Origin of the sequence: Novosphingobium olei, from assembly GCF_037076535.1 — a bacterium.
GTDB lineage: Bacteria > Pseudomonadota > Alphaproteobacteria > Sphingomonadales > Sphingomonadaceae > Novosphingobium > Novosphingobium olei.
Genome location: NZ_AP029021.1, coordinates 186,473 through 212,733, shown reverse-complemented (window position 1 = coordinate 212,733; position 26,261 = coordinate 186,473). Strand labels below are relative to the sequence as shown.

30 protein-coding genes and 1 tRNA gene are annotated in these 26,261 nt (G+C 65.6%); 21 read left to right on the top strand and 10 right to left on the bottom strand.

Annotation, left to right across the window (positions count from 1 at the left end):
• Positions 1 to 132: 132 nt before the first annotated feature.
• Positions 133 to 924, bottom strand: a complete 792-nt coding sequence (locus AACH40_RS01075) for a Crp/Fnr family transcriptional regulator (RefSeq protein WP_169494726.1) — start codon at positions 922 to 924, stop codon at positions 133 to 135.
• Between the two features lie 139 nt (positions 925 to 1,063).
• Between AACH40_RS01075 and AACH40_RS01070 the strand changes: the two genes are divergently transcribed.
• Both AACH40_RS01070 and AACH40_RS01065 read left to right on the top strand, forming a co-directional pair.
• A complete protein-coding gene (locus tag AACH40_RS01070) occupies positions 1,064 to 1,456 on the top strand; it encodes a response regulator (protein ID WP_338643850.1) in 393 nt (130 codons plus the stop codon).
• 92 nt (positions 1,457 to 1,548) lie between these two features.
• Positions 1,549 to 2,349, top strand: coding sequence for a response regulator (locus AACH40_RS01065; RefSeq protein ID WP_169494728.1), 801 nt, complete (start codon positions 1,549 to 1,551; stop codon positions 2,347 to 2,349).
• 59 nt (positions 2,350 to 2,408) lie between these two features.
• Here the strand turns inward: AACH40_RS01065 and AACH40_RS01060 are convergent, their stop codons facing one another.
• Complete coding sequence (locus tag AACH40_RS01060; protein WP_240959963.1) at positions 2,409 to 3,989, bottom strand: CHASE domain-containing protein; 1,581 nt, start codon at positions 3,987 to 3,989, stop codon at positions 2,409 to 2,411.
• 375 nt (positions 3,990 to 4,364) lie between these two features.
• Here AACH40_RS01060 and AACH40_RS01055 point away from each other — a divergent pair, with 375 nt between their 5' ends.
• The 3 genes from AACH40_RS01055 to AACH40_RS01045 all read left to right on the top strand — a co-directional run bounded on the left by AACH40_RS01055 (position 4,365) and on the right by AACH40_RS01045 (position 6,446).
• Positions 4,365 to 4,523: a NepR family anti-sigma factor gene (locus AACH40_RS01055; RefSeq protein WP_169494730.1), complete on the top strand. Its 159-nt coding sequence runs from the start codon at positions 4,365 to 4,367 to the stop codon at positions 4,521 to 4,523.
• Positions 4,516 to 5,157, top strand: a complete 642-nt coding sequence (locus AACH40_RS01050; RefSeq protein WP_338643849.1) for a sigma-70 family RNA polymerase sigma factor — start codon at positions 4,516 to 4,518, stop codon at positions 5,155 to 5,157. Before AACH40_RS01055 ends, AACH40_RS01050 begins: the two co-directional genes overlap by 8 nt.
• Positions 5,158 to 5,246: 89 nt before the next feature.
• The gene (locus AACH40_RS01045; protein ID WP_169494731.1) at positions 5,247 to 6,446 is read left to right on the top strand and encodes an AI-2E family transporter; all 1,200 of its coding nucleotides are present in this window, start codon (positions 5,247 to 5,249) and stop codon (positions 6,444 to 6,446) included.
• Here the strand turns inward: AACH40_RS01045 and AACH40_RS01040 are convergent.
• The gene (locus AACH40_RS01040) at positions 6,434 to 7,048 is read right to left on the bottom strand and encodes a superoxide dismutase (RefSeq protein ID WP_338643848.1); all 615 of its coding nucleotides are present in this window, start codon (positions 7,046 to 7,048) and stop codon (positions 6,434 to 6,436) included. The genes AACH40_RS01045 and AACH40_RS01040 overlap by 13 nt on opposite strands.
• A 158-nt stretch (positions 7,049 to 7,206) precedes the next feature.
• The gene (locus tag AACH40_RS01035; RefSeq protein ID WP_338643847.1) at positions 7,207 to 8,508 is read right to left on the bottom strand and encodes a dicarboxylate/amino acid:cation symporter; all 1,302 of its coding nucleotides are present in this window, start codon (positions 8,506 to 8,508) and stop codon (positions 7,207 to 7,209) included.
• An 82-nt stretch (positions 8,509 to 8,590) separates the two neighbouring features.
• Here AACH40_RS01035 and glmM point away from each other — a divergent pair, with 82 nt between their 5' ends.
• The 3 genes from glmM (at position 8,591) to thiD (ending at position 10,981) form a co-directional block, all read left to right on the top strand.
• Positions 8,591 to 9,931: a phosphoglucosamine mutase gene (gene glmM, locus AACH40_RS01030; RefSeq protein ID WP_338643845.1), complete on the top strand. Its 1,341-nt coding sequence runs from the start codon at positions 8,591 to 8,593 to the stop codon at positions 9,929 to 9,931.
• A 76-nt stretch (positions 9,932 to 10,007) separates the two neighbouring features.
• Positions 10,008 to 10,238 (top strand): DUF1272 domain-containing protein, encoded by a 231-nt coding sequence (locus tag AACH40_RS01025; RefSeq protein WP_338643844.1) that lies wholly within the window; start codon positions 10,008 to 10,010, stop codon positions 10,236 to 10,238.
• Positions 10,235 to 10,981 (top strand): bifunctional hydroxymethylpyrimidine kinase/phosphomethylpyrimidine kinase, encoded by a 747-nt coding sequence (gene thiD / locus AACH40_RS01020; protein WP_338643843.1) that lies wholly within the window; start codon positions 10,235 to 10,237, stop codon positions 10,979 to 10,981. Before AACH40_RS01025 ends, thiD begins: the two co-directional genes overlap by 4 nt.
• A gap of 4 nt (positions 10,982 to 10,985) precedes the next feature.
• On the opposite strand, the gene AACH40_RS01015 is transcribed toward thiD, so the two are convergent.
• The 3 genes from AACH40_RS01015 to AACH40_RS01005 form a co-directional block, all read right to left on the bottom strand.
• Positions 10,986 to 12,290, bottom strand: a complete 1,305-nt coding sequence (locus AACH40_RS01015) for an MFS transporter (RefSeq protein ID WP_338643842.1) — start codon at positions 12,288 to 12,290, stop codon at positions 10,986 to 10,988.
• 208 nt (positions 12,291 to 12,498) lie between these two features.
• Complete coding sequence (locus tag AACH40_RS01010; protein ID WP_338643841.1) at positions 12,499 to 12,996, bottom strand: GNAT family N-acetyltransferase; 498 nt, start codon at positions 12,994 to 12,996, stop codon at positions 12,499 to 12,501.
• 22 nt (positions 12,997 to 13,018) lie between these two features.
• A complete protein-coding gene (locus tag AACH40_RS01005) occupies positions 13,019 to 13,918 on the bottom strand; it encodes an LOG family protein (protein WP_338643840.1) in 900 nt (299 codons plus the stop codon).
• Between the two features lie 248 nt (positions 13,919 to 14,166).
• On the opposite strand from AACH40_RS01005, the gene AACH40_RS01000 reads away from it, so the two are divergent.
• Positions 14,167 to 14,445 carry a hypothetical protein gene (locus AACH40_RS01000; protein WP_338643839.1) on the top strand — a complete coding sequence of 93 codons (279 nt, stop codon included), beginning with the start codon at positions 14,167 to 14,169 and terminating at the stop codon, positions 14,443 to 14,445.
• A gap of 95 nt (positions 14,446 to 14,540) precedes the next feature.
• Here AACH40_RS01000 and AACH40_RS00995 read toward each other — a convergent pair.
• Positions 14,541 to 14,614 (bottom strand) — tRNA-Gln (locus AACH40_RS00995).
• A gap of 160 nt (positions 14,615 to 14,774) precedes the next feature.
• Here AACH40_RS00995 and AACH40_RS00990 point away from each other — a divergent pair.
• The 6 genes from AACH40_RS00990 to AACH40_RS00965 all read left to right on the top strand — a co-directional run bounded on the left by AACH40_RS00990 (position 14,775) and on the right by AACH40_RS00965 (position 19,907).
• Complete coding sequence (locus AACH40_RS00990; RefSeq protein WP_169494741.1) at positions 14,775 to 16,067, top strand: Ppx/GppA phosphatase family protein; 1,293 nt, start codon at positions 14,775 to 14,777, stop codon at positions 16,065 to 16,067.
• A complete protein-coding gene (locus AACH40_RS00985; protein ID WP_169494742.1) occupies positions 16,064 to 16,762 on the top strand; it encodes an RlmE family RNA methyltransferase in 699 nt (232 codons plus the stop codon). The genes AACH40_RS00990 and AACH40_RS00985 overlap by 4 nt, the downstream gene beginning before the upstream one ends.
• A 90-nt stretch (positions 16,763 to 16,852) precedes the next feature.
• Complete coding sequence (locus AACH40_RS00980; protein WP_169494743.1) at positions 16,853 to 17,089, top strand: DUF2312 domain-containing protein; 237 nt, start codon at positions 16,853 to 16,855, stop codon at positions 17,087 to 17,089.
• Between the two features lie 88 nt (positions 17,090 to 17,177).
• A complete protein-coding gene (locus AACH40_RS00975) occupies positions 17,178 to 18,050 on the top strand; it encodes an SDR family oxidoreductase (RefSeq protein ID WP_338643838.1) in 873 nt (290 codons plus the stop codon).
• Between the two features lie 70 nt (positions 18,051 to 18,120).
• Positions 18,121 to 19,419: a metal-dependent hydrolase family protein gene (locus AACH40_RS00970; RefSeq protein ID WP_338643837.1), complete on the top strand. Its 1,299-nt coding sequence runs from the start codon at positions 18,121 to 18,123 to the stop codon at positions 19,417 to 19,419.
• Entirely contained in the window at positions 19,416 to 19,907 is a 492-nt protein-coding gene (locus tag AACH40_RS00965; protein WP_338643836.1) for an arsinothricin resistance N-acetyltransferase ArsN1 family B, read from the top strand. The genes AACH40_RS00970 and AACH40_RS00965 overlap by 4 nt, the downstream gene beginning before the upstream one ends.
• Here AACH40_RS00965 and AACH40_RS00960 read toward each other — a convergent pair.
• A complete protein-coding gene (locus tag AACH40_RS00960; protein ID WP_338643835.1) occupies positions 19,902 to 20,606 on the bottom strand; it encodes a type II CAAX prenyl endopeptidase Rce1 family protein in 705 nt (234 codons plus the stop codon). The genes AACH40_RS00965 and AACH40_RS00960 overlap by 6 nt on opposite strands.
• A gap of 147 nt (positions 20,607 to 20,753) precedes the next feature.
• Between AACH40_RS00960 and AACH40_RS00955 the strand changes: the two genes are divergently transcribed.
• From AACH40_RS00955 to AACH40_RS00940, 4 genes are all read left to right on the top strand, one after another.
• Positions 20,754 to 21,518 carry a YebC/PmpR family DNA-binding transcriptional regulator gene (locus AACH40_RS00955; protein WP_169494748.1) on the top strand — a complete coding sequence of 255 codons (765 nt, stop codon included), beginning with the start codon at positions 20,754 to 20,756 and terminating at the stop codon, positions 21,516 to 21,518.
• Between the two features lie 5 nt (positions 21,519 to 21,523).
• Positions 21,524 to 21,874, top strand: coding sequence for a DUF3147 family protein (locus AACH40_RS00950; RefSeq protein WP_338643834.1), 351 nt, complete (start codon positions 21,524 to 21,526; stop codon positions 21,872 to 21,874).
• 13 nt (positions 21,875 to 21,887) lie between these two features.
• Positions 21,888 to 22,364, top strand: coding sequence for a crossover junction endodeoxyribonuclease RuvC (gene ruvC, locus AACH40_RS00945; RefSeq protein ID WP_169494750.1), 477 nt, complete (start codon positions 21,888 to 21,890; stop codon positions 22,362 to 22,364).
• Positions 22,365 to 22,427: 63 nt separating this feature from the next.
• Complete coding sequence (locus AACH40_RS00940) at positions 22,428 to 22,982, top strand: DUF4337 domain-containing protein (RefSeq protein WP_338643833.1); 555 nt, start codon at positions 22,428 to 22,430, stop codon at positions 22,980 to 22,982.
• A 4-nt stretch (positions 22,983 to 22,986) separates the two neighbouring features.
• On the opposite strand, the gene AACH40_RS00935 is transcribed toward AACH40_RS00940, so the two are convergent.
• Entirely contained in the window at positions 22,987 to 24,435 is a 1,449-nt protein-coding gene (locus AACH40_RS00935; RefSeq protein WP_338643832.1) for a hypothetical protein, read from the bottom strand.
• Positions 24,436 to 24,571: 136 nt separating this feature from the next.
• Here AACH40_RS00935 and ruvA point away from each other — a divergent pair, with 136 nt between their 5' ends.
• Positions 24,572 to 25,189: a Holliday junction branch migration protein RuvA gene (gene ruvA, locus AACH40_RS00930; protein ID WP_338643831.1), complete on the top strand. Its 618-nt coding sequence runs from the start codon at positions 24,572 to 24,574 to the stop codon at positions 25,187 to 25,189.
• Between the two features lies 1 nt (position 25,190).
• Positions 25,191 to 26,234 (top strand): Holliday junction branch migration DNA helicase RuvB, encoded by a 1,044-nt coding sequence (gene ruvB / locus AACH40_RS00925; RefSeq protein ID WP_169494754.1) that lies wholly within the window; start codon positions 25,191 to 25,193, stop codon positions 26,232 to 26,234.
• The last annotated feature ends 27 nt before the right edge of the window (positions 26,235 to 26,261 follow it).

The following is a 26,261-nucleotide window of genomic DNA, read 5'->3' as shown; positions in this document are numbered from 1 at the left end:
TTCGGGATCGTATCACCGGCCGCTTGGACGGGAGGGGGGGTCTCGGCGGTGACATGCCCTTAACGAGGGCCCAAAGGAATGGTTCCGCCGATCAAATCTTTTTTCGAAAATTTTTTGAAGGGCGCTGCAACCTCAGATGTAGGGGCGAGGGATATAGGGATCGCCGTCCATCTGGGCGAAGCTGCGGGCGGCCTCCATGTCGTGCACGGATATGGTCGAGAGCGTCCAGTCGACGAGCTTGAGACGCCGCAAGGCCTGTAGCGAGCGGTTGGTGTGGACCAGCGATAGGCCGAGCATGTCGGCAATCTGGCTCTGCGTCACGGTCAGGCGCAAGGTGCCTTCGCGCGAAACGCCGGTCGCTGCGCCGCGCTGCACCAGGAACACCGCGAGGTAGGCGAGCCGTTCCTGCGCGTTGCGCTGCCCAAGCGAGACGAGGTGATCTTCGAGCGCCGCCTCTTCCCGGGCAGCCATCCAGGTCAGATCGAACGACAGCTTCGGATGGCTGACGGCCAGATCGAAGAAGCGATCGCGCGGAAACACGCAAAGCCTGACGTCGGTCATGGCCTCGACGCTGTGCGTCAGTTCGGCCTCGAACGCGGCCTGCAATCCTACCAGATCGCCCGGGAACAGGAAGTTGACGATCTGGCGCCGTCCGTCCTCAAGCAGGCGGTACCGGATCAGCACGCCTTCCAGCACCGTGAACAGCCGGGTTGCACGCACCCCTTGCCGCAGCACCTGTTCGCCGCGGACATAGCGGGCCTCGCTTGACTTGAACGCCTCGATCCACGCGCGCTGGCCTTCGTCGGGTGCCGAAAGGCCCCGGCAATGGATGAGCGGGCACTCCTTGCACGGAACGCGATCGGCGGAGGCAGGCTGCTGGCGCGATGCAATCGTCAGGGATTTGGGGTCGTCGGAATCGGCCATTCTCATATCCGTGTGGCTTGGCGCATCTCGGGTGGCCGAGAACACATGGATGTGACCCCGGAACCTTCGGCGCGATGTCAAATGACACTGCCCGGTTTCGGGTTCCCGGCTAGGCGCGTCCCGTAACAAGGGGAAAGCGATGCAGGGGCCTGGCGCCGAAGGTAACGAAGGCGCAAAGCCGGCCCTGTCACGGATCCTGGTCGTCGAGGAAAGCATTCTCGTCGCGATGGAAATCGAGGAGGAACTGGCCGCACGCGGCTTTACCGTCGAGTTGGCAGGAAGCCTGCTCGCAGCCGAGGAGCGGATGCGCCGCCGCACTTTTGCCGCCGCCCTGCTCGACTGCCACCTTCCCGATGGCCACGTGCTCGAAATCGCGCTTCGGCTGGCCGATGCGGGGTGCCCGGTTGCCATTGTCACCGGCTCGCAAGCCGATTCCCTTCCCGACGGGTTCGGGAAGTTCCCGCGCTTCCAGAAGCCGATTCCCGCCCGGACCCTTGCGAAATGGGTGATGGACACGCTTGCTCCGTGCTGACCATACGGTTGGGGCGGATCAGTGCTGGCCCGGGAACCTTTTTACGCATAAAGGCGTTGCGGCCTGCATCGAGTATCCGGGAAGGGGTATCAATGTCGCTGGGTGCCAAAGTCGCTGCCAATCTGCCGTATCTCCGTCGTTATGCCCGTGCCCTGACCGGCAGCCAGGCAACCGGCGATGCCTTTGTTCGCGCCACGCTTGAAGCCGCGCTGGCTGACGAGGCGCTCCGTTCACAGATCGGCGAAGGCCGCGTCGCACTGTACCGCGCCTTCAATGCGGTCTGGTCCAGCGCGTTCGTCGACACGAACGATTATTCCGGTTCGGCCAACGCCGGCCTTCATGAAGCGGCGGCACAGGAACGCCTGTCGCAGATCACCCCGCTCAACCGGCAGGCGCTGCTGTTGACCACGCTCGAGGATTTCTCGATCTTCGAAGCCGCGGCGATCATGGATCGCAGCGAGGACGAGGTCGAGGATCTGGTGCAGGAAGCGATCGAGGAAATCGATCGCGAGAGCGCCACGTCGGTGCTGATCATCGAGGACGAGCCGCTGATCTCGATGCAGCTGGAAGATCTCGTCCGCTCGCTTGGCCACGACGTTTGCGGCATGGCCGCGACCCGGACCCAGGCGCGCGAGATCGTTGCCCAGGAAACGCCGGGGCTGGTCCTTGCCGATATCCAGCTCGCCGACGGCAGCTCGGGTCTCGATGCGGTCGACGACATCCTCAAGATCACCGACGTGCCGGTGATCTTCATCACCGCCTACCCCGAACGCCTGCTGACGGGCGATCGTCCGGAGCCGACCTACCTCATCACCAAGCCGTTCCAGGAATCGACGGTACGCGCCGCGATCAGCCAGGCGCTGTTCTTCGGATCGAGCCGCCCGCTTATCTGAATGGGGTGACCCGAATTCCAAAAGGGCCGCTACCCACCGGTAGCGGCCCTTTTTGCGTATCAGGTCCGCTTGGCTTCGCGGATCGCGAAGTCGCCGCGGCGGCGCACGGGAATGACCAGCGAACAGCGCACCCCTTCGCGTTCGAACAGCAGTTCGACCGGGTTGCGCAATTCATGGGCGACGATCTTTTCGATGAGGTCGGTGCCGAAGCCGCGCTTGCGACGTGCGGCCGGGTCCAGCTCGGGCCCGCCACGTTCGCGCCAGTCGATCCTTGCCCGGTCTTCGCCCACCAGTTCCCAGCCCACCTGCACGCGCCCTTCGGGCGTGCTCAGCGCACCGTACTTCGCCGCGTTCGTGGCGAGTTCATGGATGGCAAGGCCAAGCGACAGCGCATCGTTGGGCGCAAGCTCGACATCGGGCCCGCTCATCGTGACGTGCGCCTCTGCCCCTTGCGCATAGGGCGCCAGTTCCGCCTCCAGCACCAGCCGCACCGGGGTCGTGCCCCATTCAGACTGGGTCAGCAGATCGTGCGTTGCCGACAGCGCGCGAATGCGACCTTCAAGGCTTGTGGCGAAGTCATCCAGGCTGGTCGCGCGGCGGCGCGTCAATGCGATGATCGACAGGACGTTGGCGAGCGTGTTCTTGACGCGGTGGTTGAGCTCGCGCGTCAGCGAGTTGCGGATCGACGACTGCTGCTCGAACCACGCCAGCGCGATGCGATCTTCCACGGCCTGCTGCGTCAGCAATCGGGCCAGCACCAGCAGCAGCGTTGCCACGAGCAGCCCGAACAGCAGGGTCATGACCGACATGACGCTGAGCAGGTTGGAGGCTGGCGCCTCCACCTCAATCAGCCAGCGGCGACCGGCAAGATCGACAGTGCGGCGCACCGTCCGACCGGATCTTTCCTCGAGCTTGAGTTCGGCGAGCAGGTTGCCCGGCTTCTCGACCTCGTCGTAGATCCTGATCCCGACAGGTCCGATGCGATCGGTGTTGATCGCCGATTGCAGGAACTGCTGGCCGTTGAACGGGCTGTAGACGAAGCCGCGCAAGCTGCGCGCTTCGCCGCGGTCCATGCCATAGACCGGCATATAGATGAGAAAACCGGGCGGGCCGTCGCGATTGCCTTCCTGGCGCAGGATTACGCGCCCTGAGGCGACCGGCCGATTTTCGCGCATCGCCGCATCCATCGCCGCGCGACGGACGCGTTCCGAGTACATGTCGTAGCCAACGGCGCGACGGTTGCGCGCGGAATCGGGCTCGAGGTACATGATCGGGACGACGAAGGGCTGATCGGCCGCCGGCGCGGGCTGGATGCGGAAGTCGGGATTGCCGCCGCGACGCATGACGCTTTCGACGACCGGAACGTCATCGCGCGATACCCGCATGGCCCAACCTATGCCGTCCGAGCCGACATAGTTCCCGTCAAGCTGCAACTGGTGGATGAACGTCCTGAACAGCGGAGCTTCGACCATCTGCTGCGTGGCGAACAGCGCGGCACCCGAGCGCAGGTAGGCGGCATTTGCATTGGCGCGGCGTTCGACGCCCGAGCCGACCGCTTGCGCCGTCTGGGTCAGCTGCGCGATCTCGCGCTGGGTTTCGGCGCGCTCGATCGCGAAAACGCTCAGGACCGTTACGGCCATAGTCAGGCCGAAAATCCCCACCGGCACGGCGCGGGGGAACCGTTCGTACCATCGTGGCGACAAATTTTTCTGGGAGAGCAGCTTCTCCACGACGCCGAATTGACCCTCCTGCCGCGACAGGACAAGCCCGGCGCACCCGATGTACCACGTACCGCTATGACATGACGCCATATTTCGCGCCAGATGCAGGCACGAAAGCATTTTAGGGAACCATTTGGGCGGATTTTCGTTCCTCGCTTGGTACCCATGTCACGGTGGATTGGGACGTTGATGTCGGGTTATCGTGAAGCCGCTACGCAGAGCGTGGCGCTTTCTTTGTTAAAACACCCTAGGGGGGAAGCTTTGCCGGATCGAAAGCCGAAAGAGACGAAGCCAATGAAGACGACCGGTGCCCAGCACCGTGGAGGCGCAAAGGCCAAGTCGCCCGAATGGGCGACGGGGTTGAGGCGGCTGTACGATTCGGTGGTTGAAGAACCGCTACCGGACAGTTTTGCGCGCCTGCTCGATCAGCTGGACGACGATACGCATGGCTGACGCCCCCAGCAGACCCCAGCGCGAAAGCGCCCCGCAGTCCATCGCCCGACCCGAGAAACCGCGCACGGCGGGCCCCGAGTTCAAGCGCGAGTTGACTGGCGTCATCCCTCACCTGCGCGCTTTTGCCCGGGGGCTCTGCGGCCGCCCCGATCTTGCCGACGATCTCGTTCAGGAAACGCTGCTCAAGGCTTGGGCGGCGCAGGACCGGTTCGAGCCGGGCACGTCGATGCGCGCGTGGACATTCGTGATCCTGCGCAATGCCTATCTTACCGACATGCGCCGCAACCGCTTCCGTGCGGAATACGACGAGACGGTGGCGGAGCGTATCCTGGTTGCGCCAGCTGGCCAGGAAGGACCGCTTCACCTGTCCGACATGCACCGCGCATTGCTGACGTTGCCCCCGGAACGTCGCGAAGCGCTCCTGCTCGTCGGCGCGGGCGGCTTCAGCTACGAGGAAGCGGCGCAGATCTGCCAGTGTGCGGTCGGCACGATCAAGAGCCGCGTCGGGCGCGCCCGCGCCGCGCTTGCGCAGATGATCGAGAACGGCCAACTGCCCCGTCGCAGCACGGGCGATGCCGTTGCCCACGACGCGATCATGGGCGAACTGGACCACACCGTTCAGTCGGGATCCTGACGATCGGACGCACTTTCGAAGGTATTGCTTCGCGCCACCCTGCTGGTGCAGGGTGGCGTCGCCTGTCCTGCTGAAAGTCGAACGACGTCGTGGATCCTGCCGAGCCTACCAGTCTTCCAAGCACGACCCCCGACGAGGGCCAGCCCGACGAGCGCAACCGGCTGTTGTCCGCGATCCTGCTGGTACTGGGGCTAGGCCTGTTCCTGGCCCTTCCCTTCGTGCTTTCGATCGGATCGGTCGTTTTTCTTCCCCCCGTTACAGCGATGATCTTCACGATCGTGCTGTCGCCGCTGGCCGACCGGCTCGTGCGCGTGGGCATGCCCAACATGCTGGCCTCGTTCTTCGCGATCCTGGCGATGATCTCGGTCATCGTCATGGCGCTTTCGCTGATCCTGCAGCCCGCGTTCGTCATGGTCGACCAGGTACCGTCAATGGCCCGCCAGGTCGTCCAGCGGTTCGCGCAGCTGCGCGGCGAATTTGCATGGATCAGCGACCTCAACGGACAGCTCGCGCGCCTTTCCGGCCGCACCGCGCGCGAGGTTGTACTGGCGACGCCTTCGGTCATCGAGCAGGTCGCTTTCGCCACGCCGAGCGTCGTGCTCGAAACGCTGCTGACCCTGCTGATGACGTTCTTCATGATCGAATCCCGTATCCGCATGAAGCGGCGGCTGCTGCTTGATCGCCAGCACTTCGGAGCGTCGGTGCGGATTGCACGGATCATGCGCGCGGTGCAGGACCGGGTCGCCAACTACATCCTGACCGTGGCGCAGGTTAATTTCGCGGTCGGCTGCATCGTGGCAGGCGGCGCCTGGGCCTGGGGCCTTGCCGCGCCGATCATGTGGGGCGGCCTGGCCTTCGTGCTCAACTTCCTGCCCTATCTGGGACCACTCACGATGATGGGCTTGCTTGCACTGGTCGGGCTCGGCACCGCCAGTTCGATTGCCCTTGGCCTTGTACCGATGCTGCTGTTCCTGGGGCTTCACGCCATCGAGGCGAACATTGTCACGCCATCGATCCTGGGTGCGCGCTTTACGCTCAACCCGGTCTCGATCCTTATCGCGATCAGTTATTTCTCGTGGATCTGGGGCGTTCTGGGGGCACTGCTGTCCGTGCCGATCCTGCTGACCCTGTCGGCACTGCTCGAACATCTCGGCCGGCCCAATATCGTCGGGTTCCTGTTCGGCGAGCCGCTGTTCGAGCCGCCGCTACCCCTGCCCTCGGCCGAGGGCGAACCCGGTCCTGACAGCACGATGCCGCAGGACCGGGCTACGACCGTTCAGGCCGGGTAGGCCCAGACCGAACCGCGCGCGAGGTTCTCGGCCGCGAAGGCCCAGTTGAGGCGCGTGTCGATCACCTGCTTGAGATAGTCGGGACGCAGGTTCTTGTAATCGATGTAGTAAGCGTGTTCCCACAGGTCGATCACGAGCAGCGGGTTGCCCGAAAGGTCGCTGTAGGTGGCCGCATCGTGGGTCTGTTCGACCGACAGCTTGCCGTCCTTGGCGACCAGCCACACCCAGCCCGAGGCGAAGTGCGCGGTGCCCTGTGCGGCGAGTTCGGCCTTCAGCTTGTCGAGCGAACCGAAAGAGGCATCGATCGCGGCGGCGAGATCGCCTTCCGGTGCCGAGGCTTCAGCCGTCAGGCTGTGCCAGTAGAAGCCATGGTTCCAGGTCTGCGCCGAGTTGTTGAACAGGCCCTTGTCACCCTTGCTCTGCGCGGCCGCGACGATGTCCTCAAGGCTCTTGTCAGCAAGATCGGTGCCTTCGATCGCGGCGTTGGTCTTGTCGACGTAAGCCTTGTGATGCTTGCCATGGTGGGTCTGCAGGGTGGTCGCGGACACCGCCGGCTCGAGCGCGGTATCGGCATAGGGCAGCGGCAGCAGGGAAATGGCCATGTCAGCTCCGTATCGTGAAAGTTGCTTCGCGGACCAACGCCCCAGAAAGGCATCGGTTGCGGCCAGCGCCTAAGCGCTGCACCGCAGCGGTCCAGCGAGAATTTTGAATAGGGATCAAAGGAAATAGCGATTATTGCAGCGCGGCACGGCCTGCCGCGTCAGCCTTTCGGCTCATCGCCTTTGGCAGGAGCAGCCAGCCCGCGATCGACCGCAGCGGTGACCGCGACATCCATCGTCACGTTGCCCAGCGTGCGCATCAGGTCGGGCAGCACTTCGACCGCGACGAGGAGCGCCAGCGGCCCCACCGGCACACCCATCGCAATAGCGATGGGACCGACGGAGGCTACATAGCTGATCGTGCCGGGCAAGCTGACCGAACTCAGCGACACGAGCACGGCCATGATCCAGCCCGAGAAGATCATCGCCGGGCTCAAAGGCACGCCGTACCAGCGGGCAACGTAGACCACCACGGCAAGGTTCATCGCCGGGCTGGTCGCGCGGAACAGCGCCACGGCTAGCGGCATGACGAATTCAGAAGTGGAATCGCGCACGTCGAGCTTGCGGCACGCGCCCAGCATCGCCGGCAGCGAGGCAAGCGAGGACTGGGTCGACAATGCGAAGACCTGGACCGGCACCATGGCGCGGGCGAAGCGCCCGAGCGGCTTCCGCGCGAGCAACGCGGCGAGAGGATAGCCCGCCAGCCAGACGACCGAGCCGGTCAGGACCACGACCAGCACATAGTGCGCCAGCGCGCCGATCGCCGCCGCGCCGGTCTTGGCCGAGACGGTGAGGCTGAGCGCGAGAACACCGACCGGCGCCACGGCGAGCACCCAGCCGATCACCACCAGCATCGCCGCCGCGATCGCCGCGAAGAAGGTGGCGATCAGGTCCCGCTGCCGAGGCTCGAGCCGCGTGCTGGCAATGGCGAAGACCGACATGAACAGGATCATCGGCAACATGCGATCGTTCGCCGCGGCATCGAGCACGTTGGTCGGGATGATCGACTTGAGGTAGTCCGCCATCCCCGGAACCGGCCCTGAGGGCGCTCCGCCCAGGCTGCTGCGCAGCGCATCGCCGGCGTTGCCCGGGATCGGCAGCAAGTCGAGGATCAGCGGCGTCACCGTGAGCGACATTGCCGCGCTGAAGCCGAGTACGAGCAGGAACAGCCCAAGGCTGCGGCGGGCGAGCGCGCCGGCGCTGGCCGTCGCCATCGTCTGCACCACACCGGTGAACAGCAGCGCGGCGACGAGCGGAACGATCGTTGCCTGCAACGCGCGCAGCCACAGATCGCCGACCGGCTCCGAAACCGCCAGCACCGCCGGAAGAGCGCCCGGCGCCGCGAAGGCAAGGCCAAGCCCCCCGAGAAGGCCGGCCGCAAGGGCCGCGAATGTCCAGATTGCCGAGACCTGGGCAATCGGGGGCAGCGAGATGGACGACTTTTCAGGGTGCGGTAAGCTCATCTTGAGATGACATTAGCTATGCGCCGCGACATAGCAACTTCGCGTGCCATCAAGGACGCGCCAGCACGGGACTATTATTGCGATGGGACGCAAGTTCTTCGGCACCGACGGCATTCGCGGACGCACCAATGCCGGCGTGATGACCGCAGCCACGGCGATGAAGGTCGGCCAGGCGGCCGGCACCTATTTCCTGCGCGGTTCGCACCGCCATCGCGTTGTCATCGGCAAGGATACCCGCCTTTCCGGATACATGCTGGAAAACGCAATGACCGCGGGCTTCACCAGCGTGGGCATGGACGTGGTGCTGCTGGGCCCCATGCCCACCCCGGCGGTGGCGCTGCTGACCCGTGAAATGCGCGCAGACGTCGGCGTGATGATCTCGGCCAGCCACAACCCGTTCGAGGACAATGGCATCAAGCTGTTCGGCCCCGATGGCTTCAAGCTTTCGGACGAAGACGAAACGGCGATCGAAGCCATGCTCGAGCAGGAACTGCCGCTCGCCGCGAGCGCGGAAGTGGGCCGCGCCCGTCGCATCGAGGACGCACGCGGGCGCTATATCCACGCGGTCAAGGGCAGCCTGCCGCACAACGTCCGGCTCGATGGCCTGCGCATCGTGGTTGATTGCGCCAATGGTGCCGCCTATCACGTGGCACCATCGGCGCTTTGGGAACTGGGCGCCGAGGTGATTGCCATCGGTGTCGAGCCCAATGGCAAGAACATCAATGCAGGCGTCGGTTCGACCCATCTCGATGCGATCAAGGCCAAGGTCCGCGAAGTGCGCGCCGACATCGGCATTGCGCTGGATGGCGATGCCGACCGCCTGATCGTGGTCGATGAAAAGGGCCAGACGGTCGACGGCGACCAGATCATGGCGCTGATCGGCACCCGGCTTGCCGACGCGGGCGCACTGCGCGGCGGCGGGGTGGTGGCGACGGTGATGTCGAACCTGGGCCTCGAACGCTATCTCAACTCCAGGGGCCTCGACCTCGTCCGCACGGCAGTCGGCGATCGCCACGTGCTCGAAAAGATGCGTGAGGGCGGGTTCAACGTGGGCGGCGAACAGTCCGGCCACATGATCCTGACCGACCATGGCACCACAGGGGATGGCACGGTGGCGGCGCTGCAGGTGCTGGCCGCGCTTGTCGCCAGCGGCAAGCCGGCGAGCGAAACCCTGCACCTGTTCGACCCGGTACCGCAGCTGCTCAAGAACGTGCGCTTTGCCGGCGGGAAGCCGCTGGATAACGAGGACGTCCAGAAGGTCATCGCCGATGCAGAGGCGCAGCTCGCCGGGCGCGGGCGGCTGGTCATCCGTCCGTCGGGCACCGAGCCCGTGATCCGCGTGATGGCCGAAGGCGACGATGCCGCCGAAGTCGAGACCGTCGTCGACCGGATCTGCAGTGCAGTGCGCAAGGCCGCTGGTTGAAACGGAACCGGAGCACGCTAGAGAAGGCGGGCGCGCACGCGATCACCATCGGAAGCGCGCACCAGGAGACCTGAGCATGCTCGAGATGCGCCCCGATTGCGAACGTTGCGGCACCGACCTGCCGGCCGAAGCGCCCGGCGCGTTCATCTGCAGCTTCGAATGCACGTTCTGCGCCGAATGCAGCGAAGACCTCGACGATCGCTGCCCCAACTGCGGCGGCGAGCTGACAGACCGTCCGACGCGGGCGAAGGCGCTGCATGCCAAGAACCCGCCTTCGGATGAACGGCGCTTCAAGGGCGCGGCGTGACACCGCCGCGCATCCTCTCGATTGCCGGCTCCGACAGTTCCGGCGGCGCCGGGATTCAGGCCGACATCAAGACGATCACCATGCTCGGCGGATACGCGATGACCGCGATCACCGCCCTCACCGCGCAGAACACAACCGGTGTCACGCATGTTGCCGCAACCGAGCCGGCACTGGTTGCCGCGCAGATCGACGCGTGCCTCGACGATATTGGCGCCGATGCGATCAAGATCGGCATGCTCGGTTCGCCCGAGATCGCGCATCTCGTGGTGGACAGGCTGGAGGGCCTTGGCGTGCCGATCGTTTTCGATCCGGTGATGGTGGCCACCAGCGGTTCGATCCTTGCCGATCCGGCAACGATCGCGGCATTCGAACGCCTGATGACGATCGCCACCCTGACCACGCCGAACGTGCCCGAACTTGCCGCATTGGGCGGGGACGAAGCGATGGCTGGGCGCGCCGTCGCCTATCTGGCCAAGGGGGGCGATGCCGACGGCGCGGTAGTGATCGACCGCCTCGTCGTGCCCGGCGCGGGCGAACGGCGCTGGGGAGCGCCTCGCATCGCGACCAGCAGCACGCATGGCACGGGCTGCACCCTGTCCAGCGCGATTGCCACCCTGCTCGGCATGGGGCTGCCGCTCGACGAAGCGGTGGAAGACGCGCGCGAGTTCGTCCGCGCCGCACTATTGGCGGCACCAGGCCTCGGCAAAGGCCACGGGCCGCTGGGACATCAGGCCGTACGGTAAGCCGTCAGGCGAGCGCGAATTCAGGCTGCCGGCGTCGCACCGGCGCACTCTCCGTCACGAAGAGCGCTGCACAAAGCCCCAGCACTTGTGAGCCGACCAGGTACCAGGCAAGCGACATCGCCGTACCCGTGGCGTGCATCAGCCAGGTGATGAACAGTTGCGTGCCCCCGCCGAACAGCGTCACCGGCAAGGCATAGATCAGCGCAAACCAGTGGACCCGACGCGTCGGGGCGATCGTTTCGCTGATCGCGGCATAGATCGATGCGCCTGTCAGCACGCGCAAGGCGGCCAGGATCCCGGTCACCATCGTCAACGAGACGATCGACGGCTGCGCGACAAGCCAAGAATAGAGCGGGAGGATCACGATGATGAGGGCCGCATGCGGCAGGATCAGAAGCGGCCGGCGCCCGAAACGGTCACTGAGCATGCCGCCCGCGACGCCGGCCAAGGCGGCGATGACGTTGCCGATCAATTGCGCAAGCATGGCGGCGGATGAAGAGAGATGCAGCTGGTTTTGCCCGAAGGTCGTGGTGTAGTTGCTGACATAGGTGAACATGGTGCCGGCGGTGATCATCCCCGCCCCGGCGAGGGCAATGCGCAATTCGCCGCGCGAAGGACGGGCGGATGCGTCCTGCTTGTCCAATGGCTTCGTTGATGCGGTGCTGGGGGCGGTTTCGGGCAGCATGCGACGCAGGACAAGCGCATAGGGCACGACCGCCGCTCCGATCAGCAGCGCGACGCGCCAGCCCCAGATGGTCAGCTGCTCCGGGCTCAGCAGGCTCGAAAGGAGCAGGCCGACGAGCGCGCCAACGCTGGTCGAGGCAAACTGGCAGACGCCCTGCAGGCTGGCACTGGTCGCCCGCCGCATCGGATGGGCCACTTCGACCAGATAGACCGTCGCCGAGGACACCTCCCCGCCAAGGGCGAAGCCCTGCACCAGCCGGGCAAAGACGACGATGATCGGCGCCGCGATTCCGATGGTGGCATAGGACGGGGTCAGGGCCATCGTTGTGACGGCGAGACCCATCAACACCATCGACAGCAGCATCACAGGCTTTCGACCGATGCGATCTCCGAGTCGGCCCAGGACATGCGCTCCGACCGGCCGACCGAGGAAGCCGACACCGAACGTGGCGAGCGAACCCATCAGGCTCGTGTAGCGGTCATGCGAGGGGAAGAAGCAATTTCCGATCTGGATGGCAAAGTAAGAAAAGGTCATGAAATCATAGAATTCAAGCCCGCATCCGATCGTCGCAGCGATGGCGGCTTTTCTAGCGTGAACCGGATCTTGCGCAATATTCGCAGTCATCCCGACTTCCTCGAACCGCCATCCGGTCGTTCGAGGAAATTATCAAACTTCCCACGAGTCAATAACGCCGAGCTACCCTTTTAAGGGTGCTGCGAGGTAACATCCTGTGGTGGATTGCTTTTCTTTTCTCGACGTTTTCGTCGAGCCGCCAGCGGTGGCGGAGCCGGTCACCTTCAGGGCGCTCGTCGGCCGTCATGTGCTCGCCTCGCTATGGCCGATCGAGCGCGAAGTAGACACTGTCGCACCATTCATCGCCCACCAGCCATGTCCGCGCCTGGCGATGCGTTTCCCGAAAGCCGAGCCGTTGGAGCAGGCGGATCGAGGCCGCGTTGCGCGGATCGACGTCAGCAAGAATCCGCTCCAGCCGGTGATGGGTGAACGCGCGCGCGATCAGCGCCCCGACCGCCTCCGACGCAAGGCCCAGGCCCCAGACCGATGGATCGAACAGGTAGCCGAGATGGGGAAAGCGGTAGAATCCCGCCTTCCCGACCAGGACACCGTCCTTTTCGACAACGAAGTCCTCCCCTTCGTGAGGGGGGATGGTGATCATGTTGTCGAGCCACTCGGCCGTGACATCGGCCGTTTCGTGCGGCGGCGTGGACCAGTAGGCCATCGCGCGCGGCTGCCGCATTATTGCGTGCAGCGCATCGCGATCCGAGGCGCGGGCAGGACGAAGCAGCAGCCGCTCGGTGCGGATCGTGGTCATGTCCCGCGCCTCATACGGACGGTCAGTCGCAGTCCAGCGCGTAGAATTCGACGATGTGCTTCCACGCGTCTTCGGCCGTCTCGACCATGCGGAACAGCGCGAGATCCTCGAAATTGATCACGCCTTCCTCTGCAATGGCGCGGAAGTCGATCACGCGGTTCCAGTAGTCCGCGCCAAAGAGCAGGATCGGGATCGGCTTCATTTTCCCGGTCTGGATCAGCGTCAGAAGCTCGAAGAACTCGTCGAAGGTGCCAAAGCCGCCGGGAAACACCGCAACGGCGCGGGCGCGCAGCAGGAAGTGCATCTTGCGCAGCGCGAAATAGTGGAACTGGAACGAGAGGTGCGGCGTGACGTACGGGTTGGGCGCCTGTTCGTGTGGCAGCACGATGTTGAGCCCGATCGATTCGGCCCCCGCCTCCTCGGCCCCGCGATTGGCCGCCTCCATGATCGACGGTCCGCCGCCCGAGCAGACCACGAACTGCCGCTTTCCTTGTTCGACCACGGCGCAACGCGAGGCCGTGAAGGCAAGTCGGCGGGCCTCCTCGTAATACTTCGACTTGGCGACCAGCCGTTCGACGACCGCCTTCTTTTCCGGCGTGGTGGCCGTCGCCAGCGCGGCCTCTGCCATCTCGGGCGAAGGGATGCGCGCCGAACCATACATCACCAGGGTCGAACCGATGCCCGCTTCGTCGAGCAGCATATCGGGCTTCAGCAGTTCAAGCTGGAAGCGCACCGGGCGGAGCTCTTCGCGTAGAAGAAAGTCGGTGTCGCGAAATGCCAGCCGGTAGGCCGGGTCCTGCTGCTGCGGGGTGGTACGTGGCTGGGATTCGACGAAGCCTGCTTCCTGCTCGGCCTTGTAGAACTTCGCGCGAGTCAGCTCGCGGTTGGCGGCGTCATCGCGCTCTGGGGGAGTGTTGCTCATGGCCCATGTCTGTCGCTTCGTGGATGCAGAAGTGCAATCGTTTCCTCCGGTCCGGACACGTTTCGCAAACCATTGTGCAGCGCATTAACGCTTTTTCGCAAATGCGAAGTGGCTGGAGGATAACGAAACCTTACCAGCGCGATACGGGAATTATCCGGATCTTAAGCATCCTGCTTAACCCGGTCCTAATAACGTTCCGCAACCTGGAGTTGGTCAGATCCCGGTGGACCACCACGAAAGGGATCCCGATGCCTGCCTACAAGAACCTGAGCACTTCGATCGCATTCGCCATCGCGCTTCCCGCGCTTTCCTTGGCCGTCCCCGCCGCCGCAAAGGAAACGCGCTCTGCCACGAGCCTGCCGAAGGTGAGCCTTGTCGCCTATGGCGCCAGCAACGGGCGTCCTGCGAGCAGCCTTCCCGGTGACGTCGGCCCGAAAAAAGGCTGGCCGGTAAACCATGGCATCGAAAACGCCTGGGAACATGCCAACGAACATTCCGCGCACCACCGCAACTGCAGCGATGGCTGATGAACAACGGGCCGGCACCAGCGCCCCGCTGGCCGGCCCGAAAGGCACGGCGCACGTCGCCGCCGACGCGTTTCGCTTGAGGAATTTCAGGAAGATGGATGCCCCGCGAGGATTCGAACCTCGATAGACGGAATCAGAATCCGTAGTCTTACCTTTAGACGACGGGGCAACGAGAGGCGCGCACTTAGGCGCGGCTCAAGATCGTGTCAAGCCGCCCCAACAGCCTTTGCGGCAGGGTGCCTTGTGCCGGACACGCGGCATCGCTACCATGATGGTCAAGTACCCGTCGCGGATCAGCGCACGGGAGAACATAAAGCGATTTGACAATCATGGCGGACTTCGATCCGCCGGCGAAGAAGCGGCGGGGGCAGCGCAGCGGCAGAAGAAAAGGCAAGAAGCCATCTTTGCCCAAGGCTGCGTCCCCTGAGGCGACCCGTAGTTCCGGGCCGTCCAGCCAGCCGAAGAGCGCCGGCGCAGGCAAGGGCCTCCCGCCTCCCCATGGCGGGACCGAAAGCGGACAAGATGCGGCCGCCCGCACGGTAGCATCGATCGGCGATGCTGCCCGCGCGCACGGCTGGACCAAGCCGATCCCCTATCACCGCCAAGCCTATGCCGCGATCGACCTTGGCACCAACAACTGCCGTCTGCTGATCGCGCGTCCTTCGGGTGACCATTTCGTGGTGATCGATGCCTTCAGCCGCGTCGTGCGCCTTGGCGAAGGCCTCGCGCAGTCCGGCCGCCTTTCCGATGCGGCGATGGACCGCGCGTTGGCGGCCCTTCACGTCTGCGCGGAAAAGCTGAAGAAGCGCAATGTGCATCTGGCGCGCTCGGTCGCGACGGAGGCCTGCCGGCGCGCCTCGAACGGGGCTGCCTTCATCGAGCGGGTCTACGAAGAAACCGGCATCCGGCTCAACATCATCACGGCGCAGGAAGAAGCCCGGCTTGCCGTGCTCGGCTGCCACATCCTGCTGGAACACGGCGATGGCCCGGCGATGATCTTCGACATCGGCGGCGGATCCACGGAAATGGTGCTGGTCGACACGCGCGAGGCGGTGCCGCGCATTCTCGATTGGCAATCGGTCCCGTGGGGCGTGGTCTCGCTGACCGAAGGCGTGGGGCCCATCGAGGACAGTCCCGAAGCGCGCGCCGCAGCCTATGCGGAAATGCGGCGGCGGGTCGACGAAGGCTTCGCCACGTTTTCCGAGCGCGTGGCCGACGAACGGGAACGCGCGGTGAAGCGCGGCGCGATCCGGCTGCTGGGCACCAGCGGCACGGTGACCACGCTCGCCAGCCTGCACCTTCAACTGCCGCAATACGATCGCCGCGCGGTCGATGGCCTGATCGTGCCGACGCAATCGATGCGGGCGATCAGCCAGTCGCTTTCGCGCATGTCACCGGCCGAACGGGTTGCCGTGCCCTGCATCGGGCGCGAACGCGCCGATCTGGTGGTCGCGGGCTGCGCTATCCTGGAATCGATCTTCGACATCTGGCCTGCGGACCGCCTCGGCATTGCCGATCGCGGCATCCGCGAAGGCATCCTGCGCAGCCTGATGGCCGCAGGCAACGACGCCGAACGCAGCCGCGAAGCGCTGCGCAATCTCAAGAAAGGCGCGCGCGCATGAGCCGTTCCGGACGTGACCCGCGCGAGCGGTTGAAGACAGGCAAGGGCCGCACCCAATCCTCTGTCCGCTGGCTTTCCCGCCAGCTGAACGACCCGTATGTCAAGCAGGCCAAGGCCGAAGGCTGGCGCAGCCGCGCCGCTTTCAAGCTGATCGAACTCGACGAGAAGTTCGGCCTGCTCAAAGGTGCCAAGCGCGTGGTCGATCTGGGGATCGCGCCCGGCGGGTGGAGCCAGGTGGTGCGCAAGAAGGCCCCGCAGGCGGCCGTCGTCGGCATCGACCTGCTGCCCACCGATCCGATCGATGGAGTGACAATCTTCGAGATGGACTTCATGGCGGACGAGGCGCCCGCCGCGCTGGAAGGCGCGCTCGACGGGCCGCCCGACCTCGTGATCTCGGACATGGCGGCCAATACCGTGGGTCACAAGCAGACCGACCACTTGCGCACGATGGGACTGGTGGAGACGGCCGTCGACTTCGCCATCACCACGCTCGCGCCTGGCGGTGCCTTCGTCGCCAAGGTGTTTGCCGGCGGCACGGACGGCGACCTGCTGCAGATCCTCAAGAAGAATTTCCGCACCGTGAAGCATGCCAAGCCGCCCGCGAGCCGCAAGGATTCGTCCGAGTGGTACGTCATCGCGCAAGGCTTCAAGGGCCGTTCTGCCCCGGCAGCCGAAGCGGCCGACGAGGATGACTGACATTTCCACAGGCGGGGTTTTGCGCGAATCGGCGCAGGCGTCCTAAAGGCCCCGCTTCCAGTTTCCCTCAGCCTTTCCCGGAGTATCCCGATGGCCGAATCCGCCGACGACCGCCTGCGCCTTCTGATCGAGCGCATCGAGCGCCTCGAAGAAGAGAAGAAGGGCATCGGCGACGACATCAAGGACGTCTACAACGAGGCCAAGGCCACCGGTTACGACGCCAAGATCATGCGCCAGATCGTCCGCCTGCGGAAGATGAAGCCCGACGACCGCCGCGAGATGGAAGCCGTGCTCGAAACCTACAAGAACGCGCTCGGCATCGACTGAGCCCGTTCCGTCGCAGCCCCCGGCTGGCGACGGAACCGCCCCTTCCGGCCTCGGTTGGCCTCTCGTCCCTTACTGCGAGAGCCAGCCGATGTCCGAACAAGCCACCCTTTCCGCCGATGTCCGCCCGCCGATCAACGAAGACGGGCTGCCTGGACATGAATCCACGCTGGAGCCCAAGCCGGAATGGCAGCCGCGCTTTCCCGGCTCGGGGCGGCTGAAGGGCAAGGTCGCGATTGTCACCGGCGCCGATAGCGGGATCGGTCGCGCCGTGGCCGTGCTGTTTGCGCGCGAAGGGGCCAAGGTCGCCATCGCCTACCTCAGCGAAGATGACGATGCGGCCAAAACGCGGACCCTGTGCGAAGCCGAGGGCGGCGAGGCGCTGACTTTTGCCGGAGACCTGGGCGATCCCGAAGTGGGCCAGGCACTGGTCGATCTGGTCATCGAAACCTGGGGCCAGCTGGACGTTCTGGTCAACAATGCGGGCGAGCAGCATCCCGACAAGGACATCCGCGACATTACAGCGGCGCAGCTGCAACGCACCTTCCAGACCAACATCTTCTCGATGTTCTACCTTGTGCAGGCGGCGCGTGAGCACCTGAAGGCCGGGGCGGCGATCGTCAACTGCACCTCGGTCACGATGTACCAGGGCGAAGCCGAACTGCTCGACTATTCCAGCACCAAGGGAGCAATCACTGCCTTCACGCGATCGCTGTCGGAAAACCTGATCGGCCATGGCATCCGGGTGAACGCGGTTGCCCCGGGGCCGATCTGGACGCCTTTGAACCCGAGTGGCGGGGCAAGCCCCGAAAAGCTCGAACACTTCGGCGAAAAGACGCCGATTGGCCGGCCGGGCCAACCCAACGAGGTCGCGCCGGCCTTCCTGTTCCTCGCCTGCGAGGATTCGTCCTACATGTCGGGCCAGGTGCTCCATCCCAATGGCGGAACCATCGTCAACGGCTGAGCGCTGGCAGCCTTTACCTACGCGACCAGCACGGTAGTCTCCGCTGCAACTACAGGGGAGATTACCGTCGATGCGCCGCGTCCTTGCCGCCACCTTGCTGGCCACCAGCCTTTCACCCGTCGTCGCGCAGGCGGCGGACATCACCTACATCCACGCCGGCCATCTGCTAGACCAGCCAGGAAAAACGCCGCGCGGCGCATCGACCGTGATCGTCACCGATGGCAAGGTAACCGAAATCCGCGATGGCAGCGTGCCGGCACCGGCAGGCGCCAAGGTTGTCGAGCTTGGCGACAAGTTCGTTTTACCGGGCCTGACCGATCTTCACGTCCACCTGTTCAGCGATGGCGATCCGATGAAGGCGCGGCTCGAAGCGACCACGCGCGACCGCGAGGACGGCGCCTTCATCGCCGCCGAGCACGCCAAGGAAACGCTCGAAGCAGGCTTCACCACGGTGCGCGATCTGGGCGGTCCGCCACGCGGCATTCGCGCGCTGCGCGATGCGACCGCGCGCGGCGACATCGAGGGGCCCACGATCGTCAATGCGGGCGAAATGATCTCGGTCTCGGGCGGCCACGGCGACAATAACGGTCTTAACGAAGAGAGCTTCGACGCCTTCCACCCCCGCGATTACAACAACGTGTGCAATGGTGCGGACGATTGTCGCCGGGCCGTGCGCGAACAGATCCGCCTTGGCGCGCAGGTCATCAAGTTTGCCGCGACGGGTGGCGTGCTGTCGAACGTCGCCGGTGGGCTTGGCCAGCAGATGACCAGCGAGGAGATGAGGGCGGTGATCGAAACCGCGCACAGCTTCGGCCGCAAGGTTGCGGCGCACAGCCATGCCGCGGCTGGCACGGCGGCCGCTGTGGCGCAGGGCGTGGATTCGATCGAGCACGGCACCTTCCTTGATGAGCCGACCGTCAAGGCAATGGTCGCGCATGGCACATGGCTGGTGCCGACGATGATGGCGCCGGTTGCCGCCCTGGCCCAGGCGCGAGCCGGTGCCTTGCCGCCGGCCTCGATCGCGAAGGCCGAACAGGCCGCGGCGGCGATGAAAGCCAGCCATCGACTTGCCATCCGCTCGGGCGTGAAGATCGCCTTCGGCACCGACACCGGCGTATCGAAGCACGGCCTGAACGCGCAGGAATTCGCGCTTATGGTCGAGGCGGGCATGACCCCGATGCAGGCGATCGTCGCAGCGACCACGAACGCCGCGGAATTGTTGGGGCGGACCGACACGGTCGGACGGATCGCGCCGGGCATGCCGGCCGATATCATCGCGGTGGGCGGCGACCCTCTGAACGACGTGTCGCGGCTGGAGCACGTCGATTTCGTGATGAAGGGCGGCAAGGTGATCAAGGCCGGGTCATGACCCTCGCGATCCACGATGCCTCGGCCGCCGATGCCGCTGCTTGCGCCGCGATCTACCGCCCCCATGTCGAACAAAGCTGGGCGAGCTTCGAACTGGACGCGCCCGATGCGGTTGAGATGGCCGAACGGATCACCAGCTACGGGACCAGCCATGCATGGCTGGTCGCCACGCAGGACGGCGCGGTGGCGGGGTATGCCTATGGCAGTGCACACCGCGCCCGGGCCGCCTATGCTTCGTCCTGCGACGTAGCGGTTTACGTCGCAGCGGATCGCGCAGGGCAAGGCGTGGGTCGCGACCTCTATGCGGAACTGCTGCCGCGGCTGAGCCGTCGCGGCTTTCATGCAGCCTTCGCCGGCATTGCCCTGCCCAACGCGGCGAGTATCGCGCTGCATGAAGGTGCTGGCTTCACCCTGGTCGGTGTCTACCGCGAAGTCGGCTGGAAGCTGGGTGCGTGGCGCGACGTCGGCTGGTGGCAGCGCCTGCTATAGAATCGACAACATGGCGGCGAGGCCGAGTGCCAGCGCGTTGGAGGTCATGTGCAGCAGGATCGACGCTGGCAGGCCCAGCCTCATCCGCACGAACCCGGTGGTCAGCCCGGTCCACAGTTGCGGCAGCACCAGCGCGAGCGCGGGAACGCTGAACCGCGGATAGTTGGCAAGGTGAGACAGCGCGAAGATCCCGGCGCTGGCGTAGAAGAAAAGCGGCAAGGCACGGTCGAACAGTGCGAGCGGCGGGCGGCGGCGCAGCGCGAACCAGCCCGCAGGCGTGGCCACGAGCAGGACGAGAACCCCCACGCTCGTGAGCAGCGGCGCGGCCCCGATCGTTGCGGCGATCCCCAACGTGACAAGCGCCGCAAGGCAGCCGAGCAGCCACAAGGCGCGCGGCCTGCCTGTCAGCCAGCCCCGGAATATCGCTTCCTCCAGCACGGGCGCCACCAGCACGACCAAGGGCGCCATGACTTGCGGCGCCAGCTTGCCATAGGCATCGGGAGCGGGCAGCGCGAAAGCCGCCTGCCAGGCCTTCAGGAAGGGCAGCAGCACCAACAGCAGGACGATCAGATGCAGGGCCGCCATGCCGAGCCACAGGCGCCCCGCCCCGGCTGCGCGCAGGCCCGACGGCGTCAGCTGCACGGGACGGCGCAAATAGTTGCGAAAGGCTGCAAAAGCGTCGGGGGTCAGGCCGTTCATGATGCCGGTATGGCGGTCTACGCGTTAATACCGGCCTAGCACGCGGGACTTGCGGCCAAAGTTTGGCCGCCAAAGATTGCCCGCATCCGCCGAAACGGCTAGGGCCGCCCCAGATTCACTCCATCAAGAGCCGCAAGAAGCACGACCATGGCAGGCCATTCCAAATTCAAGAACATCATGCATCGCAAGGGCGCGCAGGACAAGAAGCGCTCCGCGATGTTCTCCAAGCTCAGCCGCGAAATCACCGTGGCGGCGAAGATGGGCATGCCCGATCCGGACATGAACCCGCGTCTGCGCGCTGCGATCAACGCGGCCAAGGCGCAGTCGATGCCCAAGGACAACATCGCCCGCGCGATCGACAAGGCGAGCAAGGGCGAAGGCGATAACTATGAAGAAGTGCGCTACGAAGGCTACGGCCCGGGCGGCGTCGCGATCATCGTCGAAGCGCTGACCGACAACCGCAACCGCACCGCGACCAACGTGCGCACCGCGTTCGCCAAGAACGGCGGCAACCTTGGCGCCAGCGGCGCGGTGAGCCACGGCTTCGAACGGCTCGGCCTGATCGAATACCCGGGCAAGGCGGGTGACGAGGAGAAGGTCCTCGAAGCCGCGATCGAAGCGGGCGCCGAAGACGTCGAGAGCGATCCGGGCGATGGCGACGAAAACCCCGGCAGCCACCAGATCTGGGTCGCGGTCGAATCGCTGCACGAAGTCGCGCGCGAACTGGAAAAGACCCTGGGCGAGGCCGAAGGCGTCAAGCTCGCGTGGAAGCCCAGCATGAAGACCTCGGTCGATGCGGACAACGCCGCGACCCTGCTCAAGCTGATCGACGTGCTCGAGGACGACGACGACGTCCAGACAGTCTGGGGGAACTATGACATTCCCGACGACGTGATGGAAACGCTGGGCTGATCGACATGTGGCAACTGGCCGCGAAGGCGCTGCTCTCGGGCGTGCTGATCGCGGCCATCGCCGAAATCGGCAAGCGCCTGCCCGCACTGGGCGCGCTCGTCGCTTCGCTGCCGCTGGTTTCGGTGCTGGGCATGATCTTCCTGTGGCATGCCCGGCCCGACGCCGAAAACATGGCCGTCCATGCCGAGGCGACCTTCTGGTACGTCCAGCCCAGCCTGCCGATGTTCCTCCTGATCCCGGCTCTGTTGCGCCATGGCACGCCGTTCTGGCTGGCGCTCGCCGCCGGGTGCATGCTGACCATCGCGCTCTACCTTGGCATGATGCATTTCGGGCCGCGCTTCGGCCTGAAGCTGTGATGCGCGCGCCGCGATGATCATCCTGGGAATCGACCCCGGCCTTACCTGCACCGGCTGGGGCATCGTGTCCAAGGCCGGCAGCCGATTGAGCCATGTCGCCAACGGCCAGATCCGCACCGACGCCAAGGCGAGCATGGCCGAGCGCCTGGTCGAACTCGACGCCGCGCTCGCCACCGTGATCGACCTCTACAAGCCTGACAGCGGCGCGGTGGAGGAAGTCTTCGTCAACGTGAACCCGCAGTCGACGTTGAAGCTCGGCCAGGCGCGAGGCGTCGCGATGCTGTCGGTCGCGCGCGCCGGCATCCCGGTCGCGGAATACCCGACCAAGGTGATCAAGAAGGCGCTCGTCGGTACCGGTGGCGCCGAAAAGCAGCAGATCCAGCACATGCTCAAGGTGCTGCTGCCCGGCGTGAAGCTCGCGGGCGAGGATGCGTCGGACGCGCTGGCCGTGGCGATCACGCATGCGAACATGCTCGGCAGCCATCGCTGACCTGTCCAATCCGTAGGGTTGCGGTCATCGCGGCGCCAGACGAGGCGCGACACACTCGCGCGCATGGAAGTCGAAGTCTCTGCCGAAGCCAAGGACAAGCGCCTGAACCGCGCGGTTGCGATCACCGTGGTGGCGCTGTCGGTGTTCACCGGCGTCTGCGGCATCAAGGACGGCAACATCGTCCAGGCGATGGAGGCCGCGCAATCGAAGTCGGTCGACCTCTGGAACGAATATCAGGCGACCCGGACGAAGCAGCACCTGGTGGAAACGTCGCGGGCGCAACTCGCGGCGCTCGCCCCGGCGGGAAAGGCGAACGCCGCGCTGGCAATCTTCGATCGCGACAGCGCGCGCTATCGTAGCGAGGCTCCGGCGCTTGCCTTGCAAGCCAAGGCGCAAGCCGATCTCTATGACGCGCTGAACGTCCACGACGACCAGTTCGACGCAAGCGAGGCAGCCATCTCCACCGCGATCTCGATGGCCGCAGTGGCTGCGCTGGTGGAAAGCGCCACCGTACTGGCGGCTGCGTGGGCGATCGGTGCCTTCGGCGTGTTCATGGGCCTGTGCGGCTTCCTGGGGCTCGGCTTTCACCCCGACGTGCTGAGCAATCTGCTCGGCTAGACCGTCACAGGTTGTTCGCCTCGAGCATGGCCTGGTAGCTCCAGCGCGGTGCCGGGGCGCAGGCGCCCGGCCTTTGCCACAGGCAGAATTCGCTGTCGGCAAATGCTCCGCAGGCGATCCTGGCAAAGCGCGGATCGGATGGCGGGCGCTCCAGCAACAGCGCGTTGGCGCCATTGGCGAACCCTGCCGGCAGCGGTGAAAGCGGCTCGGGCGCAAGCAGGATCGGAACGGGCCTTGCAAGCAGCGCGGGGACAAGGTGCGCGCGATTTTCGTAGGCAAGCCCGATCGCGCAGACCGCCGGATCGCTCGCTGCGCGGTTGGCAAGCTGCGGCACGGCCCCGCCGATCCTTCCGGCGAGAACCCCGCCGTTCGCCCGCGCGGCAATGCCGCTGGCGCTGGCCCATCCGGCAATGATCAGGGCCAGCGCCAGCGGCGTCATCGCCGCGCCGCGCCGGCTCTGCAGGCGCAGGACCGCTTCCACCGAGCCGATCGCGGCAAGCACCAGCAGCGCCAGCACCGAGATCCAGATGAACCGATATTCCTTGTGCGCGATCAGGCTGTGCGCCGCGATGTTGACGATCGCCGCCCAGAACAGCGGACGGTAGCGCCACCCAGCCATCCACGCTGCCACCAGCACGATCGGCAGCAGTGGCCAGAAATGCCGGGCCAGTTCGGTGACATATTGCAGCGGCGGCGCTGTTCCGAACTCGCTGGCGCGGTTCTGGCCGACGTTCATCGTCAGGTTGGTCCAGATCCATTGGAAGGGCACCAGTCCGGCCGCAAGATCGCTCGCCGCGCCGACTGCGCCCGCCGCCATTGCGCCGAGCGCGAAGGCCCGCCAGCGCGCCAGATCGAGGCGCAGTGCTGCACCCGCCAGCACCGCGGCGAACAGGCCGAACTGGAAGCGCACCAGCACGCCAAGCCCGGCGGCAAGGCCTGCCACAAACAACGCGCGCGCAGACGCCCTTGCGTCCAGCAGCGGCGCGGCGGAAAGCAGCAGCAGCACCGTTGCCAGCGTCTCGGAAAGGACGAGGTTGGCGTAGAGCACGCTTTCCCACCATACCGCCGCCACGAACAGCGCCACCAGCGCCTGTGCCCGTCCCGCAAGCCCGCCCAGCTTCCACGCCGCCGGAAGGGCGAGACAGGCCAGGGCCAGGAACAGAGAGCGCGCCAGTTCAAGGCCCAGCAGCGTGCCCGGCGCGAGTGCATGGCCCAGCGCGAACGGGATCGACAGCACTTGCGGGATCAGCGCGTTGCGCAACCCGAAGCGCCATTCCCACGGGCGGATGCCATGCCCTGTGGCCAGCCGGTTGCCCTGTTCAAGGTACTGCATGAATTCGTCGGCATAGCGCAGATCGAACAGCGAGAAGGTGGCGAGGCGCAGTCCGAGGCCCAGCAGCACCACGCCCAAGATCGCGGCCATCCAGCCGGCGCCGAGCCGCGATGCCTGCACTGTTTGGTGATCCCCCATCATCCCGCAGCGATAGGCGATGGCTTTGCGCCTGTCATCCGGGGGGATCATCCCTGCAGGTCACTCGCGCGCGAACCGCTCTTGCCGCCGCGCGCGCTGCCGTGCATAGGAACAAAGCATGATCGCAAAGCTTACCGGCATTCTCGACGATACGGGCCCGGACTGGGCCGTAATCGACGTGAACGGCGTCGGCTATCTCGTGCACTGCTCGGCCAAGACGCTCACGCATCTGGGCATCGCGGGCGACAAGGTCGTCGTCCATACAGAGATGCAGGTGTCCGAAACCGACCAGCGCCTGATCGGCTTTGCCAGTGCGGGCGAGCGCGCATGGTTCCGCCTGCTTACCGCCGTGCAGGGCGTCGGCTCCAAGGTGGCGCTGGCGATCCTCTCGGCGCTCTCGGTCGAGGAACTGCAGCGCGCTTGCGCCAACGGCGACAGCGCCATGGTCGCACGCGCCAACGGCGTGGGACCGAAGCTCGCCAGCCGCATCGTCAATGAACTGAAGGACAAGGCCGGCGGGCTTGCTGGCCTGTCCGGTCCGGTGGGTGCGGGCGGCGATATCGGCCTGGCCGTGCCCGCAGGATCGGCCAGCGCGGATGCGGTTTCGGCGCTACAAAACCTCGGCTTCAAGCCCGCCGTGGCCACCACCGCTGTGGCGCGCGCGGTGGAGGAACTGGGCGAGGATGCTGGCCTCAACGACCTCGTGCGCGTGGCGCTGAAGAGGGCGACCGGCTGACATGACGACCGACAATCCCCTCCTTTCCGCCCAGCGCCAAGTCGAAGATCCCGATGCCGCGCTGCGTCCCAAGTCGCTCGACGACTTTACCGGGCAAGCCGCCGCCAAGGACAACCTGCGCGTGTTCATCGAAAGCGCGAAGCAGCGGCGCGAAGCGATGGATCATGTCCTTTTCTTCGGTCCGCCGGGCCTCGGCAAGACGACGCTCGCCCAGATCATCGCCCGCGAACTCGGGGTCAATTTCCGCGCCACCAGCGGCCCGGTGATTGCCAAGGCCGGTGACCTTGCCGCGCTGCTGACCAATCTCGAACATGGCGATGTCCTGTTCATCGACGAGATCCACCGCCTCAATCCCGTGGTCGAGGAAGTGCTCTATCCCGCGATGGAGGATCGCGCGCTCGACCTGATCATCGGCGAAGGACCTTCGGCGCGTTCGGTGCGGATCGACCTGCCGCCTTTTACCCTGATCGGCGCCACGACGCGGCAAGGCCTGCTTCAGACGCCCTTGCGCGATCGCTTCGGCATTCCCGTCCGCCTGCAGTTCTACAGCGTGCCCGAGCTTGAGCGCGTGGTCAGCCGGGGCGCGGGGCTCATGGGCATCGGCATCGACAAGGGGGGCGCGACCGAGATTGCGCGCCGCGCCCGTGGCACCCCGCGCGTGGCCGGGCGCCTGCTGCGCCGCGTGCGCGATTTCGCGCAGGTTGCGGGTGCCGAGACGATCACGCGTGCCATTGCCGACGATGCGCTGACCCGGCTCGAAGTGGATTCACTCGGCCTCGATCTGCAGGATCGCCGCTACCTCACCATGATCGCCGACATCTACAAGGGTGGCCCGGTGGGCGTCGAAACGCTCGCCGCCGGGCTTTCCGAACCGCGCGACACGATCGAGGAAGTGATCGAGCCCTACCTCATCCAGCTCGGCCTTGTCGCGCGGACCGCACGCGGCCGGTGCCTGAACGATCGCGGCTGGCAGCACCTTGGCCTTGCGCCGCCGTCCGGACAAGTGCCCGGCCAATTACCCGGATTGTTCGACGGCGGCGAGTAGTCGGGATTCCTTACAACCGGAAACAAA

Excerpts from the sequence above, each read along its gene's own strand:
- AACH40_RS01040 (WP_338643848.1), bottom strand. The coding sequence starts at position 7,048 with ATGGCCATTTCCCTGCTGCCGCTGCCCTATGCCGATACCGCGCTCGAG.
- AACH40_RS00975 (WP_338643838.1), top strand. The coding sequence starts at position 17,178 with ATGTCCGAACAAGCCACCCTTTCCGCCGATGTCCGCCCGCCGATCAAC.
- AACH40_RS00950 (WP_338643834.1), top strand. The coding sequence starts at position 21,524 with ATGTGGCAACTGGCCGCGAAGGCGCTGCTCTCGGGCGTGCTGATCGCG.
- AACH40_RS00940 (WP_338643833.1), top strand. The coding sequence starts at position 22,428 with ATGGAAGTCGAAGTCTCTGCCGAAGCCAAGGACAAGCGCCTGAACCGC.
- AACH40_RS01015 (WP_338643842.1), bottom strand. The coding sequence starts at position 12,290 with ATGACTGCGAATATTGCGCAAGATCCGGTTCACGCTAGAAAAGCCGCC.
- AACH40_RS00960 (WP_338643835.1), bottom strand. The coding sequence starts at position 20,606 with ATGAACGGCCTGACCCCCGACGCTTTTGCAGCCTTTCGCAACTATTTG.
- ruvC (WP_169494750.1), top strand. The coding sequence starts at position 21,888 with ATGATCATCCTGGGAATCGACCCCGGCCTTACCTGCACCGGCTGGGGC.
- AACH40_RS01065 (WP_169494728.1), top strand. The coding sequence starts at position 1,549 with ATGTCGCTGGGTGCCAAAGTCGCTGCCAATCTGCCGTATCTCCGTCGT.
- glmM (WP_338643845.1), top strand. The coding sequence starts at position 8,591 with ATGGGACGCAAGTTCTTCGGCACCGACGGCATTCGCGGACGCACCAAT.
- AACH40_RS01000 (WP_338643839.1), top strand. The coding sequence starts at position 14,167 with ATGCCTGCCTACAAGAACCTGAGCACTTCGATCGCATTCGCCATCGCG.
- AACH40_RS01070 (WP_338643850.1), top strand. The coding sequence starts at position 1,064 with ATGCAGGGGCCTGGCGCCGAAGGTAACGAAGGCGCAAAGCCGGCCCTG.
- AACH40_RS01035 (WP_338643847.1), bottom strand. The coding sequence starts at position 8,508 with ATGAGCTTACCGCACCCTGAAAAGTCGTCCATCTCGCTGCCCCCGATT.
- AACH40_RS00970 (WP_338643837.1), top strand. The coding sequence starts at position 18,121 with ATGCGCCGCGTCCTTGCCGCCACCTTGCTGGCCACCAGCCTTTCACCC.
- AACH40_RS01025 (WP_338643844.1), top strand. The coding sequence starts at position 10,008 with ATGCTCGAGATGCGCCCCGATTGCGAACGTTGCGGCACCGACCTGCCG.
- AACH40_RS01075 (WP_169494726.1), bottom strand. The coding sequence starts at position 924 with ATGGCCGATTCCGACGACCCCAAATCCCTGACGATTGCATCGCGCCAG.
- AACH40_RS00955 (WP_169494748.1), top strand. The coding sequence starts at position 20,754 with ATGGCAGGCCATTCCAAATTCAAGAACATCATGCATCGCAAGGGCGCG.
- AACH40_RS00980 (WP_169494743.1), top strand. The coding sequence starts at position 16,853 with ATGGCCGAATCCGCCGACGACCGCCTGCGCCTTCTGATCGAGCGCATC.
- AACH40_RS01050 (WP_338643849.1), top strand. The coding sequence starts at position 4,516 with ATGGCTGACGCCCCCAGCAGACCCCAGCGCGAAAGCGCCCCGCAGTCC.
- AACH40_RS01060 (WP_240959963.1), bottom strand. The coding sequence starts at position 3,989 with ATGGCCGTAACGGTCCTGAGCGTTTTCGCGATCGAGCGCGCCGAAACC.
- AACH40_RS00985 (WP_169494742.1), top strand. The coding sequence starts at position 16,064 with ATGAGCCGTTCCGGACGTGACCCGCGCGAGCGGTTGAAGACAGGCAAG.
- AACH40_RS01005 (WP_338643840.1), bottom strand. The coding sequence starts at position 13,918 with ATGAGCAACACTCCCCCAGAGCGCGATGACGCCGCCAACCGCGAGCTG.
- ruvA (WP_338643831.1), top strand. The coding sequence starts at position 24,572 with ATGATCGCAAAGCTTACCGGCATTCTCGACGATACGGGCCCGGACTGG.
- AACH40_RS01055 (WP_169494730.1), top strand. The coding sequence starts at position 4,365 with ATGAAGACGACCGGTGCCCAGCACCGTGGAGGCGCAAAGGCCAAGTCG.
- AACH40_RS00965 (WP_338643836.1), top strand. The coding sequence starts at position 19,416 with ATGACCCTCGCGATCCACGATGCCTCGGCCGCCGATGCCGCTGCTTGC.
- AACH40_RS00990 (WP_169494741.1), top strand. The coding sequence starts at position 14,775 with ATGGCGGACTTCGATCCGCCGGCGAAGAAGCGGCGGGGGCAGCGCAGC.
- ruvB (WP_169494754.1), top strand. The coding sequence starts at position 25,191 with ATGACGACCGACAATCCCCTCCTTTCCGCCCAGCGCCAAGTCGAAGAT.
- AACH40_RS01010 (WP_338643841.1), bottom strand. The coding sequence starts at position 12,996 with ATGACCACGATCCGCACCGAGCGGCTGCTGCTTCGTCCTGCCCGCGCC.